At 59.8% G+C, this 14,039-nt stretch carries 10 protein-coding genes; 3 read left to right on the forward strand and 7 right to left on the reverse strand.

Annotation, left to right across the window (positions count from 1 at the left end):
• Nucleotides 1-228 precede the first annotated feature (228 nt).
• The 3 genes from JNN07_21065 to JNN07_21075 all read right to left on the reverse strand — a co-directional run bounded on the left by JNN07_21065 (nucleotide 229) and on the right by JNN07_21075 (nucleotide 4,407).
• Complete coding sequence (locus tag JNN07_21065) at nucleotides 229-1,509, reverse strand: tyrosine--tRNA ligase (GenBank protein MBL9170239.1); 1,281 nt, start codon at nucleotides 1,507-1,509, stop codon at nucleotides 229-231.
• Between the two features lie 445 nt (nucleotides 1,510-1,954).
• Complete coding sequence (locus JNN07_21070) at nucleotides 1,955-2,440, reverse strand: VOC family protein (protein MBL9170240.1); 486 nt, start codon at nucleotides 2,438-2,440, stop codon at nucleotides 1,955-1,957.
• Nucleotides 2,441-2,700: 260 nt separating this feature from the next.
• Nucleotides 2,701-4,407: an ABC transporter ATP-binding protein gene (locus JNN07_21075; GenBank protein MBL9170241.1), complete on the reverse strand. Its 1,707-nt coding sequence runs from the start codon at nucleotides 4,405-4,407 to the stop codon at nucleotides 2,701-2,703.
• Between the two features lie 211 nt (nucleotides 4,408-4,618).
• Between JNN07_21075 and JNN07_21080 the strand changes: the two genes are divergently transcribed.
• Nucleotides 4,619-5,293: a carbonic anhydrase gene (locus JNN07_21080; GenBank protein ID MBL9170242.1), complete on the forward strand. Its 675-nt coding sequence runs from the start codon at nucleotides 4,619-4,621 to the stop codon at nucleotides 5,291-5,293.
• On the opposite strand, the gene JNN07_21085 is transcribed toward JNN07_21080, so the two are convergent.
• Complete coding sequence (locus JNN07_21085) at nucleotides 5,247-6,809, reverse strand: SLC13 family permease (protein MBL9170243.1); 1,563 nt, start codon at nucleotides 6,807-6,809, stop codon at nucleotides 5,247-5,249. The genes JNN07_21080 and JNN07_21085 overlap by 47 nt on opposite strands.
• A gap of 400 nt (nucleotides 6,810-7,209) precedes the next feature.
• Here JNN07_21085 and JNN07_21090 point away from each other — a divergent pair, with 400 nt between their 5' ends.
• The gene (locus JNN07_21090) at nucleotides 7,210-8,526 is read left to right on the forward strand and encodes a homoserine dehydrogenase (GenBank protein MBL9170244.1); all 1,317 of its coding nucleotides are present in this window, start codon (nucleotides 7,210-7,212) and stop codon (nucleotides 8,524-8,526) included.
• A 2-nt stretch (nucleotides 8,527-8,528) separates the two neighbouring features.
• On the forward strand, nucleotides 8,529-9,605 hold the full coding sequence (locus tag JNN07_21095; GenBank protein MBL9170245.1) for a threonine synthase: 1,077 nt from the start codon (nucleotides 8,529-8,531) through the stop codon (nucleotides 9,603-9,605).
• Nucleotides 9,606-9,896: 291 nt separating this feature from the next.
• Here JNN07_21095 and JNN07_21100 read toward each other — a convergent pair whose 3' ends face one another.
• The 3 genes from JNN07_21100 to flgK form a co-directional block, all read right to left on the reverse strand.
• Nucleotides 9,897-11,210 (reverse strand): adenylosuccinate lyase, encoded by a 1,314-nt coding sequence (locus JNN07_21100; GenBank protein MBL9170246.1) that lies wholly within the window; start codon nucleotides 11,208-11,210, stop codon nucleotides 9,897-9,899.
• 424 nt (nucleotides 11,211-11,634) lie between these two features.
• Entirely contained in the window at nucleotides 11,635-12,570 is a 936-nt protein-coding gene (locus JNN07_21105; GenBank protein MBL9170247.1) for a hypothetical protein, read from the reverse strand.
• Between the two features lie 28 nt (nucleotides 12,571-12,598).
• A complete protein-coding gene (gene flgK / locus JNN07_21110; GenBank protein MBL9170248.1) occupies nucleotides 12,599-14,035 on the reverse strand; it encodes a flagellar hook-associated protein FlgK in 1,437 nt (478 codons plus the stop codon).
• Between the last annotated feature and the right edge of the window lie 4 nt (nucleotides 14,036-14,039).

Consider the following 14,039-nt stretch of genomic DNA (forward strand, 5'->3'; position numbering starts at 1 on the left):
CAAATATCAGATGAGGGCCAAAAAAGCTAGGCGAAAAGCATCACATGACCAGCGACAGCGGCTGGGGAAGTTCAGGAAATGGTTGCCGCATTCTTCTGCGTAACGAAGAGTGCGTTGCACGGTCGAATCAGATTGGGTGCTCTCCGACTTCGATGCGCTTCGGCCCCACTCGCAGCGGAATAGGGCCACCCACCACCTCAATGACACCGCCTTGGTGGCGTTGACGGATTAGCTGACGGTAATGCAAGTGTAGTTCCGCTTACCCTTGCGCAGTAGAAGATGTTTGCCGAAGAGCAAATCTTCGGTTTTGACCTGTTTTGCCGTCTCTGGAGTTCTGACATTATTAAGATAAATCCCTCCACCCTCGATGTCTTTGCGCGCCTGACCTTTGGAACTCGCCAGTCCCGAGTGAACCAACACGTCAGGTAGCGACATCCCCTCACCAGCCAACTTCGACGCCTCGAGGGCTTTGGTGGGGACTTCCCCCACAATGTCGTTGAACGTGGACTCGGAAATCCCTTCTAAGCCGCCACCGAACAGGATGTCGCTGGCCCGAATCGCCTCCTGGGTCGCGGCTTCGCCGTGGATCAAATCCGTAATGGTCTTCGCGAGGGCCTTATGCGCTATGCGTGCTTCCGGACGTTCCACATGCTGCTTCTCGAGGGTGGAGATCTCGTCGGCCGTCAGGAACGTAAAATACTTGAGGTAACGGATCACGTCCCGGTCGTCGGTCCGAATCCAGAACTGGTAGAAACGATACACGCTCGTGCGGGCCGGATCGAGCCAGATGGCTCCTGCCACACTCTTGCCGAACTTGCTGCCATCGGCGTTGGTGATCAGCGGAAGAGTGAGCCCGAAGCAGGTGGCCCCGAGTTTCTTGCGGCAGAGGTCAGTACCCGCGGTGATGTTCCCCCACTGGTCGCTGCCTCCAATCTGCAACTCGCAGTCCGTCTCTTTGCGGAGATGATAGAAGTCGAAGGCCTGAAGCAGCATGTAGCTGAACTCGGTGTAGCTGATGCCCGTCTCGCGATCCTCCATGCGCGCCCGCACACTTTCTTTGGCGACCATCATGTTCACCGAAAAATGCTTTCCGATGTCGCGTAGGAAATCGATGAAGCTGACCGGCGCGGTCCACGACGCATTGTCGAGCAGACGGGCGGGGTTCGCCGCCGTCTCGAAATCGAGGAGCTTGGCGAGCTGAACTTTGACGCAAGCAATGTTGCGGTTGAGGATCTCGGGGGTCAGCAACTGACGTTCCTGGGTCTTGCCGCTGGGATCGCCAATCGACCCCGTGGCACCGCCGGCCACCGCGATCGGGCGATGACCCAGGTTTTGAAACCGTCGCAGCGCCAGCAGGGGAACCAGATTGCCCACGTGCAGGCTTTCCGCCGTCGGGTCGAATCCGCAATACAGCGTGATGGGGCCGGAAGCCAACCGTTTGGTCAACCCCTCCACGTCGGTGCAATCCGCCACCAAGCCGCGCCACTGCAAGTCCTCAAAGATGCTCATCGGATCCGCAGCATAACCGGTCCCCTTCCCTCCTCCTCAAGGTCAAAGTTGAGGCGATCAGCCGTGGATCCCATCCGGCAAGACCCTAACGTGGTAGCAGTCAGGCCGAGCCTTTGCGAAGGGGAAGGAGTTATTGAACCGCCAAGGACGCAAAGGACGCGATGTGAAACCCGAAGGAAAATGAACGTTGAAACAAGCGATGCATCCGCTCCTTCAGTGTCCCGAACCCGAGGGTTCAGAGAGATTAGCCGTGGATCGCAGCGCCGCAAGATCCACGGGGCCGAGGAAAGAAAGCATCTCACGACGACGACCCCTGACCCAAGGAAATGTGTCGCTGCGATCCTCACCCGAAAGGTGTCGTCGGGGACTGAAAGCCCCATATTCTTTCACATCCGTGTCATCCGTGTCATCCGTGTCATCCGAGGTTAAAACCGCCGTTTGCAGCTCATCCACGCCGGGCTGCTTCGATCGTGGCTATATCGATCTTCTTCATGCCCATCATCGCCTCGAACGCGCGCTTGGCTTCAGCGCCTCCGGCGGCCATCGCTCGCGTGAGCACTCGCGGGGTGATCTGCCAGGACACCCCCCACCGGTCCTTGCACCATCCACAGGCGCTCTCCTGACCACCGTTGCGGACAATGGCATTCCAGTAGCGGTCGGTCTCCTCTTGAGAGTCGGTGGCCACCTGAAACGAGAAGGCCTCGCTGTGGGCAAAGGCCGGACCGCCATTGAGTCCCAAACAGGGAATGCCGAGCACGGTGAACTCCACCGTAAGCACTTGGCCTGCCTTCCCGGCGGGGTAGTCGGAGGGTGCGTGGCACACTCTGCTGACATGGCTGTCTGGGAAGGTGGCTGCGTAGAAACTCGCGGCCTCCTCAGCGTCGTGATTAAACCAGAGGCAGATGACGTTCTTGGGAACCTGGTCTTTCATCATGTGATTCGGTGTTGCAGTTGAGATGAGGCATCGTGCGCTGACTTCCCTACTTGGACGAATGAGAAAATCAAATGAGGACACGCCACGAGTCATGATCTCATCGGCGGCCTTATGTCGGGCTGTCAGCCCTGAATGGGATGAGACGCAGCGTTGGTGCTGGAGCCCGATGCGATACGGACTTTATACTACCGTGCTCCGATTACGAACTCGCACGTTACATCCGCGGCGTTAAGTTTTCACGGCGGAAAAGCGTGCGGTCACGCACCCTCTTCCCCGATTTTGGCGAAGCCTTCTTCGATAAAGGTCGTGTTCTGGATCCGCGCCAGCTTGGCATACAGGCCACCTTCGGCCACCAGTTGGTCGTGCGTGCCGCGCTCGACGATCTCCCCTTGCTTCAGAACCAGAATCTGATCGGCCTCCCGAATGGTGCTGAGCCGATGGGCGATCACAAAGCTCGTCCGGCCTCGCAGCAATCGAGCGAGCGCCTCCTGAATCAGCCGTTCGGTGGCGGTGTCGACGCTCGCCGTCGCTTCGTCGAGAATCAGAATGGGAGAGTTCTTCAGCAGAGCCCGGGCAATGCTGACTCGCTGCTTCTCACCGACGCTCAGTTTGACTCCCCGCTCCCCGACCCGAGAATCGTAGCCATCCGGAAGACGGGTGATAAAGTCGTGGCAGTTGGCCGCCTTGGCCGCCGCCTCCACCTCCTCCGGCGAAGCTTCGAGCCGACCATATAGAATGTTCTCACGAACGGTGCCGTTGAACAAGAACGGCTCCTGACTAACTACGCTGATGTGTCTGCGCAGCGAGGACAGCGACACCGAGGCGATATCCTGACCATCGATACGAATCCGCCCACCCGTGGCTTCATAGAAACCTGGAAGCAGATTGACCAAGGTCGACTTACCCGCCCCTGTCGGCCCCACGAGGGCAATCATTTGTCCCGGTCGAACTTCCAAGGAAACTCCTTTAAGAACGGTCCGATCCGGACCGTAAGAGAACTGGACGTTCTCATACACGATCTCGCCGCGGATCGGCTCGACCAATTTTGCGGTGCGATCCGCGCGTTCGGTCGGCGCGTCGAAGATGTCGAAAACGCGTTCTCCCGCGGCTCGGGCCGCCTGAAGCATCTGGTTCAACCCGTGCAGCTTCCCGATGGGGTCATAGAACAGAGCCAGGTAGAAAACGAATTCCAGCAACTTGCCCATGGTCAAGGTCCCCGCCATCACTTGCCGACCACCCACCCAAAGAACCAACCCAGTGCCTAAGGAAGCCGCCAATGCCATGGCGGGAGAGTAGTAGGACCAGGCGCGCATCACTCCAAGGGTCCCCTGGCGCAGATCGTCCGCCCGGGCGGCAAAACGTGCATCCTCGTGATCTTGCCGGCCGAAGGCCTTGATCTGACGAATGCCCGAGAGGCTGTCCATCAGTAACGCGTTCATCGCGCTCGAAGCTTGCCGCTGGGCCCGATACCGTTTGTGGGCCGTTAGGGTGTACCACAAGGCACCGGACGCCAATATCGGCAGCGGCACCAGGGCCATCCAGGCCAGAGATGCGTTGGAGCCGAAAAGCAACGCCAGAACGACCCCGATGCTCAGGAGGGCGACGGTCCCCTGCTCCGTCCCATCGATCAGAACACGCTCGACCGAATTCACATCTTCAATCACCCGTGTCATCAGATCCCCCGACGACCGCTGATCGTAGTAACTGACCGGCAGCCGTTGGAGCCGATGATAAAGATCCCGGCGCATGTCGAAGATCACGTTCTGCTCAAACACATTGTTCACACGAATGCGCAGGCTGTTGAAGACCTCCCGCAGGACGAATGCGCCGAAAAGCGCCAGAATCACCGGAACGAACAGGTCCTGCCGCGCGTTCGCGATGACATCATCCACGATGATCCGCATCAACCGCGGGTAGGACAGGGCGAAGCCCAGCGAAAGGATGGCGCACCCGATATTGGCCATCGCCAACCCCCTATAGGGGCGAAGGTAGGGCAGGACCCGCCGGATGACCTCCCATGTGCCGCGGGGCTTGGCCCCGAGCGTTGGGTCGTTGGTGTTGGACGAGACATGATGACGCGACACAGCATGGTTAAATCAAAAGCGGGGAGTCTTGAACATACATTTGTGTTCAATTTCCTTCGCACGCGACCCAATCTTCACTAGGCTAAGCGCTGTGCAAAACTTGATTGAAGGCGTTCACCGGTTTCGGGAGACCGAATTCGGCAAGCACAGAGAACTGTTTCAGCGGCTGGCTCGAGAAGGCCAGAATCCGCACACGCTCTTCATCACCTGCAGCGATTCCCGCGTGCTGGCGGAATTGATCACCCAGAGCCAGCCGGGAGACCTGTTCGTCGTGAAGAATGTCGGAAATATTGTCCCGCCCTCGAACACGACCGGCAGCACCAACTCCACGGCTGCGGCCATCGAGTTCGCCATCGAGTCGCTCGGCGTCAGCGACGTTGTGGTTTGCGGTCATTCCCAATGTGGCGCCGTCCGGGCGCTCATGGATGGCCTACCGCCGGGAGCCAGCCACACGCTGCCGCATCTCGAAGGGTGGCTCTCGGTCGCCAGTTCGGTGCGCGACACGGTCATGAAGAACTATTCCCATCTCAAGCTCCCCGAGGATCGCCTGCGCGCCGCCGAGGAGGAGAATGTGCTTTTCGCCCTGGAGAACCTGCACACGTACCCCTGCGTCGCCCGCCGGCTGGAGGAGGGAAGACTGCACCTGCACGGATGGTTCTTTAAAATCGACAATGCGGAGCTGTTTGCCTACGACCCCAAGCTAGGACAGTTTGACCCGCTCACCCGCGCAGTGCCCATGGCGCAACCCAGTAGCATACTAGGCTGATGAGGGCAGCGCCCCCCAAATCGACCAACAATCCGTTCCGGGCCATCTGGGGCACGGTCAGGTAGCCGCTGGCAAATACGACGGCGTTCGGGGGAGTGCCGGCGGGGAGCATGAATCCAAAAGACGCCGCGAGCGTCGCCGCAAACATCAGGCTGCCGGGATGAATGCCCAGTCCCGACGCCATGGCGGTGACCAGCGGAAGCATGATGCTCACGGTGGCCACGTTGGACGCCACCTCGCTTAACGCGGTGGTCAGGAGACAGACTAAAAAGAGGACCAGCAAGGGATGGATGGTCGGCAGCTGTTTCAGTCCGCCCGCGATGAGATCCGATAGGCCGCTGCCCTGGATTCCTTCCGCCATGGCAAATCCACCGCCGAGAACCAAAAGCATGGACCAGGCGATCCCTCGTGCCGACCGGCGGCTCAAGGCAAACTCGACCGGCCGCAGCCGAATCGGCACCAGCATCAGACCAACCCCTATCAGCAGGGCAATCTGGGATTCAGCCCCGGAGGGAGAAAGGAGTTTCACGACCGGGGCCGGCAGGGTCGCATGGAGATCCCCCAGCACCCCCTTCCAAGTCCATGGAATCTGCGCGGACCAACCGGGAATGCGCAAAAACCCGAGATCCATTTCCTGACGGAAGGTCCAGAGAAAGGCCGCCAACAGGAAACCACACAGCGACACCCATTCGCCCCGCGACATCGCCCCTTGCTGAGAACGAGCTTGGTTGATCGCTTCGCGTCCCCCAGGAAAATCGCGGGCCGAGATGGGTTCCGCGACGCGCACCAGATACAACCACACCAAGGGCAGATAGAGGATGACAATCGGCAATCCGATCTTGAGCCAGGTGAGGAACGAGATCTCCCCGAGGTTGGCGGCAGCATACTGTTTGACCAGGATCAGGTTCGGGCCGGTGCCGATCTTGGTCCCGACGCCCCCGATGCTGGCAGCGTAGGCAATCCCGAGCATCAGGGCGGCACCAAAGCGGCGGATATCTGGATCGTCAGCCCCCCGCTGTTCGGCAAACTTCTGCAAGACTGCAAGCCCGATCGGGTACATGAGCAAGGCCGTGGCGGTGTTGGAGATCCAAAGCGTGATGAATCCCGTGGCGAGCATGAAGCCTAGGACAATCCGGCGGGGGCTCACCCCTAGAAAAGAGACGATGCCCAAGGCTAGGCGGCGGTGCAGGAACCACTGTTCCATGCAGGCGGCAATCAACATGCCTCCTAGAAATAGAAAGTTAACCGGATCGAAATAGGCACCTAGAATCGCTCGAAAGTTCAGCCCGGCCATGGGAAACAGCAACAGTGGCAGCAGTGCCGTGGCCCACAATGGTATGGGCTGCACGATCCACCAAAATGCCATGAGCAGCACCGTGGCGGCGGACCAGGCAGCTTTCGTAGTCAGGCCAAGCGCGCCGGCCGCGAAACCCGCCACCACGAACAAGAGCACCCCGCCCACCAGAACCAAAAGGGTCTGCCGACTCAGAGTGTTCTCAGTGCTTAGCGAGGACATGCGTCACGTGTGATCCCGTCAACATTGGAAGCCAGCCCAGGCAATGAAAAGAAGATTTGGCGTGTGGACCGGCATGGTGGACCGGAAGGATGAGGTTTTGAACCGCAGAGGACGCAAAGGACGCGATGTGGGTCCCGAGGGAAAGTGAACCTTAAATCTGGCTCCGGGTTTTAACGTGCGACTCCATCTTTTTATCGAGTCCCATTTTTCCGTGTCTGACGTCGCGTCCTTTGGGGTTCATCCGTTCCCCGCTGGGCCTATCTCATCCTTGGTAAGGATCTGCGTGGGTTGAACGGCCGCCGTTGGAGGAATTCTCGAGATCTGTCCTTCACCCCACGGCGACAGCCACCACAAAAAATGTTTGTCCCCCGCGCTGTTTCCAGCCAAGCTGCCCATTCATATGCGGCGGGTAAATATAGGCCTTATCGGAGCCGGGACAGTGGGCGGAGGGGTGTTCCAAGCACTCCAGAGAAACCGTTCCCTGCTCGCCAGTCGCCTGGGGGTATCCCTGGAAGTGCGTCGGATCGCCGTGCGCGATGTTAAACGGGCGCGGCGAGTGAAGCTTCCGGCGCGGCTGCTGACCCAGGACTGGAAAACGGTGGTGAACGATCCAGAGATCGATCTCGTGGTCGAATTGATGGGCGGAACCACCACCGCACGAACCGTGGTGCTCGAGGCGCTCCGCCGTGGCAAACCGGTCATCACTGCCAACAAGGCCTTACTTTCCGCTCACGGTGAGGAACTGTTCCGGGTCGCCCAAGAGCACGGTGGCAACCTGTATTACGAGGCGAGTGTTGCTGGCGGGATCCCCATCATCAAAGTTCTCCGGGAGTCCATGATCGGCAATCGCATCGCCCGGCTCTACGGCATCGTCAACGGGACCTGCAATTACATCCTCACGCGCATGAAGCGTGAAGGCGCGGACTTTTCAGCCGTTTTGGCGGATGCTCAGCGCTTGGGCTATGCCGAGGCGGAGCCTTCCCTGGACGTTGATGGACATGACGCGGCGCACAAGGTCGGAATCCTGGCTTCCTTGGCCCATGGGTTTTGGGTCAAGCCGGGCGAGATCTACACCGAGGGAATTCGAGGAATCACGAAGCTCGATATCGAGTTCGCGGCGAGGCTGGGATACACCATCAAGCTCCTCGGCATCGTCAAAACCGTCGGCAAACGCACTCCGAGCCGCAATTTGGTTCAAGTCTCGGTCTACCCGGCCCTGGTTCCCGACGGTCATGTCATGGCCAGCGTGAACGACGTGTTTAACGCGGTGTTCCTGCGTGGAGACATCGTGGGAGATACGCTGTACTACGGACGTGGTGCCGGGCAGGATGCCACGGCTAGCTCGGTGCTCAGCGACATCGGCGACGCCGCACTGGACCTGAAGCACGGCTCCCCTCGCCGCATCCCGGCCTTCACTCCCTGCGAGGGAGGCGGTCAGGTGCAGCCGATTGATGACGCTGTTTCTCGTTACTATCTCCGCCTCGATGTCACTGACCGACCTGGGGTGCTGGCACGCATCGCGGCCATTCTCGGCCAGGCGCGGATCGGCATCTCTTCCGTGATGCAGCCGGAGGGACACGGGGGACGGAGCGTGCCGCTGATTCTCATGATCCACGACGCCACCAACGCCTCCATGCGACAGGCGCTGCAGGCCATCGGCCGCTTGCCCGTCATCAAATCCAAGCCCACGATGATCCGAGTCGAAACCTTTGAGTGAATATGTCAGTCTCCTCCTTTACTTCCTGGCCCGGCGTGATTCAACGTTACGCGCAATATCTCCCCGTCACCTCGGCAACTCCAGTGGTCACGCTTCTGGAAGGCAACACCCCGTTGATCCGTGTCCCAAACTTTGTGGAGGCGATCGGAGGGAGCTTTGAGCTTTATCTGAAATACGAAGGCTTGAATCCTACCTGCTCGTTTAAGGACCGGGGCATGACCCTCGCTGTGTCCAAGGCCAAGGAGCGGGGAGCCGAGGTCGTGGTCTGCGCCAGCACCGGCAACACCAGCGCCAGCGCGGCAGCCTACGCAGCGCGCGCCAAGATGAAATGCGTGGTGCTTCTTCCCAACGGCAAGATCGCGCTGGGCAAGCTGGCGCAGGCGCTGATGTACGGAGCCACCACCATCGCTATCGAGGGCAATTTCGACCAGGCCCTGCAGATCGTCCGGGAGTTGGGCGAAACTGGCAAGGTCGAGGTGGTGAACAGCATCAATCCGGTTCGCATCGAGGGACAGAAAACCGCGGCGTTTGAAATCTGCGATGCGTTGGGCGACGCCCCCGACTTTCATTTCCTGCCCGTCGGCAATGCCGGCAATATCACGGCGTACTGGCGCGGCTATCAGGAATACCAAACCGCCGGTAAGAGCGACACACTACCGCGCATGTTCGGCTGGCAGGCGGCCGGCGCCGCTCCGATTGTGGATGGTCATCCGATCGAAAATCCGCACACCGTGGCCACCGCGATCCGCATCGGGAATCCCGCCAGTTGGCAGGGGGCCCTGAATGCCGTCCAGCAGAGCGAAGGGCAGATCGACAAGGTGACGGACGAGGAAATTCTGCACGCTTACAAGCTGCTGGCGCGCACCGAGGGCGTTTTTGTGGAACCCGCCTGTGCTGCGCCGCTCGCCGGCTTGATCAAGGCTGTGCAGCGCAACCAGATTCCTGAGGGAAGTCTGATCGCCGCCACCATGACCGGGCATGGACTCAAAGATCCCGACACGGCGATCGATACCGCCGGCTTCCAGCCGACCGTGGTCCCGCCCACCCGCGAAGCCGTGATGAAAGTGATGGGGCTATAGCAGCCGGGCGGTAGGGGCCTGAACCCGCGGGGTTCATAGACATTAGCCGGGGGTGCTGTCACCCCCGGACTGTTAAAATTGCGGAGCATCGCGCAGCGATGCCACGGGCCCTGAGCTTGGCCTCACCCTTTCTCCAGGATCTTGATCCGTTCTTCGGTCCTATCGCCGACTGGTGGCACCCATGCGAGGGTGCTGTAAATCAGGGGACCGACAGACCGGGGGTGTCGCTGTGCTCCACGCCCCGGCTACTCTCTTTGAACCCTGCGGGTTCAGGCCCCTACCGCCCGGCTGCTAGAGCCCGACCTGCTTAAAGCGGGTTTTTACCTGCTTGAAGTGGAAGTCCACCGAGCACAATTTTTGGAGCTCGCCTTTCGCAAAATGGCGACCCACCTCAGGGTCGGAGAGCAGCTGGGTGAGAAAATCGGCCTTGGCATCCCCCGCATGCTTGGACTGCCAGGTCTGCATGGCGTTCCGCTGGACCAACTCGTAGGCCTGTTCGCGGGTGAGACCTTTCCGAATCAATGCCAGCAACACCGTCTGTGAGTTCCACATGCCCAGCGAAAGCCCGAGATTTCGCTTCATGTTCTCAGGATACACAATGAGCCCGTCGATCATGCGGGTCATCAGGGAGAACATGTAATCCAGCAGGGTGCAAGAGTCCGGGAAGATGATTCTCTCGACCGAGCTATGGCTGATGTCACGCTCGTGCCACAACGCAACGTTCTCCAAGGCAGCTATGGCATTTCCGCGGAGCACTCGGGCCAGGCCGGTGAGCCGCTCGAAGGTAATCGGGTTTCGCTTATGAGGCATCGCGCTCGAGCCTTTTTGCCCCTTGGCAAAGTACTCCTCAGCCTCGAGCACCTCCGTCCGCTGCAGGTGACGAAACTCGGTGGCCCATCGCTCCATGCTAGCCCCGATCAGCGCCAGGGCGTTCATAAACTCGGCATGGATGTCACGCTGGACGACCTGGGTGGCGATCGGGGCTGGTCGCAGTCCGAGGTTCTGACAGATAAACTTTTCCACCCGCGGCGAAAGATGCGCGCTGGTTCCGACCGCACCGCTGATCTTGCCCACCGCTACCACTTTCCGGACGCGCTCCAGCCGTTCCAGGGCTCGGCCAAATTCGTCATACATCAGAGCCAGCTTCAGACCAAAGGTGGTGGGTTCCGCATGAATGCCATGGCTCCGACCAATGCACGGCGTGAACTGGTGTTCCTTGGCGCGTCGCGCAATCACCTGCCGAAGCTGTTTGGCATCCTCGATCAGCAGGTCCGCGCTTTGCGTCAGCTGGACCGCGAAAGCCGTGTCAACGATGTCGCTGCTGGTAAGCCCGAAATGAAGCCAGCGGCTGGCGGGATCATTGATGTGCTCTGCCACGCAGGTGGTGAAGGCAATGACATCATGGTTCAGCGTCTTCTCCAGCTCCTTGCATCGCTCCAGCTCGAAGGCGGCGCGACTCTGCATGATCTTGAAATCCTTGGCGGGTACAACCCCTTCCTTCACCAGAATCTGACTGGCAAGCAACTCGATCTGCAGCCAGATCTCAAGCTTCCGCTGTTCGGTCCAAATTTCCCGCATCGCGGGACGAGAGTAGCGATGAATCATCGCCCGCTAGGAAACAGGAAAACCGCCGCCTCAGCAAAGCAGAAAATGCGGATGGGGAGAAAGCGGGTGTGATGAGTGAAGAGCGAGATTCAGGTTGAATTCCGCGGTTAGCTTCCCTGCGATGGTGCGGGCCTTCAGCCCTCAGCGGGTGGCTGGTGGAGAAACCTGGGGTTGTCACCCCAGGCTGAGATGGTGTTGGGCCTGTGGCCCGCGAACTCCAACACTACTGTCCATTCGATTCCAACCTGCGCTCAAAATGGTCTGGGCTCGGTTTGGTATTGGGTTTAAGGCTCGCTGGGCTTGAGCACCAACGGTGCGTCCCATCCCAGCCTGGGGTCACAACCCCAGGTAACCATCCTCCTTAGGTCAAGGGCTGAAAGCCCGGCATATATCCGCTGAGCCCGTCGATACTTAACGACGTCGTTTACCGCAGGTAATCCAGCAGGCTCTGGCTCAGAATCTGGCCGCCGCTTTGCAAGGCCGCCTGGTAGGCGGTCTGGGTCTGAGTCAGCTGGACGATGGTCTGAGCCAAGTCGGCATCGGCCTCCTGGGAGATGCCCGCTTCCAGCGCCGCATGATCCCGATTGCTCAGCGTCTTGGCCGCATCCAATTGCGATTGGACCGCTCCATTGATGCCCACGTGGATCAAAATATTCTCCTCATCCGCCGCCAAGGCAGGATTCACGGTGTTGGCGATCGCGGTTCGGTCGCCGGCCAGCAGGGCGTCCCGGAGCGCAATGAGATGGTTGAAGAGATCGGCCCCGGTGCGTGAGTCGGTGATCAAACCACGCGGTCCGCTACCAGAGCTGTTGGCTCCTGGCACCGTGGAGGAGGCCGTTATTCCCTGCCCGATTTCGTTCACGGGAACCTCGGCGTTGCCCTGATACGTCACGGCGGTAACCAAACCAGAGCTGCTCTCCGTCACCGCGAACGGAGGCTGATCGCTCTTCGTGCCTCCGAGCAGATAATCCCCTCGAAACTTGGTGTTCGCCGCCTGGGCTCCCGTCTTGATCAACTGGTTGATCTCCTCGGCGTAAATGTTCAGCTCGGCCTGGGAACGCAATCCCCCAGCTCGGGTGGATAGCTCTTGCGCGCGATCCAGCAAGCTTTTCAACGACTTCATCGATGCGTAGGAGGCCGACGCCTGATCCTTCATCTGGCCAATGTTTCGCTGATACTGCCCGAGCGATTTCACATCCTTTTGCATGTCGAGGATGCGATGGACCGCCGACGGATCGTCTTCGGGATTCGTGACGCGTTGCCCGGTGGCCGCCTGTTGATTCAAGCGGGTCTGACGCAGGGTAAGCTTCGAAAGCTGCTCGGTCAGCGAGTTTGGAAAGGTATTGGCGGTTACGCGCATAGGTGCAGCTCCTGGTCAGAGATGAAGGTTAGCGTTTCAGGTTGATGATCGTCTCCATCATCTCGTCGACGGTGGTAATGATCTTGGCGGAGGCCTGGTAAGCCTTCTGATACTTGATCAGATCGGTCATCTCCTCGTCGACGGATACTCCCATCAACGAATCGCGCTGGCGCAGGAGCATGCTTTCCACCACTTCCTGAGTCTCTTTTTGCCCGTTCACGTTGGCCAGGGCCTGGCCCAGGTCGGCCACGATTCCATTAAAGTTCTGGCTGAAAGTCTGTCCCGAGAGCGATGCATGCTTCTTGTCGGCAATTTGCGCCAGTTGCAGCGCCACCTGATTGTTACCCTGCGCTGAAGCGCTGGAGCTGGCCTGAACGAGCTGAGGATTGCCCATCAACGAGGTGTTGACCGCGATGTCCCCGGCATCCGTTCCAGTGAAAAAATTGGCGCCCGTGGTGCCGGTCAGGCTGAACCCGGCAGCGTGAACGGTGTTGATCTCGCTGATCATCAGCGTCGCCAGGGAGTTGATGTCCTGCTTTAAGGTGGCGAGAGCTCCATCGCGGGCTTCAATGGTTCCCCCCATCGTGCCCCCGGTGACGTTGAGCGCGGTGTGCGATCCTGCGGTGCGAACCAGCATCTGACCGCCGCCCGCATCGTAGGTCTCCAAGGTGTCCTGCAGGGTCTTGCCGGAAACCAATGTGGTGGACCCGACCGCGATGCTGAGCACGCCAGCCGAATCACGGCTGACATTGATATTTACGAACTTGGCCAGCTCCTCAAGTTTTCCCTGACGCTTGTCACGCAGGTCGTTCGCCGCCCCGGCCGTTCGGTTCTCGGCGTTCTCAATCTCGTCGGTCAGTTGCGCAATTTCGCTCAGCAACAGGTTGGCCTCATCCGCATCCGATGCCAACGACTGGTTCAGGCTGGTCGTCAGGTTTGCGAGTCGCGTGTCGGTCTGATTGAACTTGCTCGCCAGTGATTTGGCGTTCTCCAGCAGAACAGTCCGTTCGGTGGCATCGCGCGGGCTGCTCGCGACGCTCTGAAAGCTGTTGAAAAGAGTGCTGATGCCTTCGGCGAGTCCGAACTGGCCGGCCAGGGAGGTGGCCGTGTCAGCCGCGTTCGCTCCCGAGGCTTGACGATCGATTTGCTGGCCCAGGTTGGCCTGGGCGTACTGCAACGCGCGCTGCTGGCCGGTGAGAGAGCCGCTCAGACTCGTCTCGGCCGTGATCTGATCGTCGAGCAGCTGATCCCGGAGCTGGCGAATTGCCACCACCGAGGCCCCAGTTCCCTGCGGGCCAATCGGAGTGTCCACATAGACGGATGTCTCAATCTCAACACGCTGCCGGCTGTAGTTGGGGTTGTTGATATTGGAGAGGTTGTGCCCCGCCACCTCCACGCCCATCTGCTGCGTCTGCAGCGAGCGGGTCCCCATGTTCAGCGTCGCGATGAGTCCAAGTCCGTTCATAGTT

This window comes from Verrucomicrobiales bacterium (genome assembly GCA_016793885.1).
GTDB lineage: Bacteria > Verrucomicrobiota > Verrucomicrobiia > Limisphaerales > UBA11320 > UBA11320.

Excerpts from the sequence above, each read along its gene's own strand:
- JNN07_21065 (MBL9170239.1), bottom strand. The coding sequence starts at position 1,509 with ATGAGCATCTTTGAGGACTTGCAGTGGCGCGGCTTGGTGGCGGATTGC.
- JNN07_21070 (MBL9170240.1), bottom strand. The coding sequence starts at position 2,440 with ATGAAAGACCAGGTTCCCAAGAACGTCATCTGCCTCTGGTTTAATCAC.
- JNN07_21075 (MBL9170241.1), bottom strand. The coding sequence starts at position 4,407 with ATGGCCAATATCGGGTGCGCCATCCTTTCGCTGGGCTTCGCCCTGTCC.
- JNN07_21085 (MBL9170243.1), bottom strand. The coding sequence starts at position 6,809 with ATGTCCTCGCTAAGCACTGAGAACACTCTGAGTCGGCAGACCCTTTTG.
- JNN07_21090 (MBL9170244.1), top strand. The coding sequence starts at position 7,210 with ATGCGGCGGGTAAATATAGGCCTTATCGGAGCCGGGACAGTGGGCGGA.
- JNN07_21095 (MBL9170245.1), top strand. The coding sequence starts at position 8,529 with ATGTCAGTCTCCTCCTTTACTTCCTGGCCCGGCGTGATTCAACGTTAC.
- JNN07_21100 (MBL9170246.1), bottom strand. The coding sequence starts at position 11,210 with ATGATTCATCGCTACTCTCGTCCCGCGATGCGGGAAATTTGGACCGAA.
- JNN07_21105 (MBL9170247.1), bottom strand. The coding sequence starts at position 12,570 with ATGCGCGTAACCGCCAATACCTTTCCAAACTCGCTGACCGAGCAGCTT.
- flgK (MBL9170248.1), bottom strand. The coding sequence starts at position 14,035 with ATGAACGGACTTGGACTCATCGCGACGCTGAACATGGGGACCCGCTCG.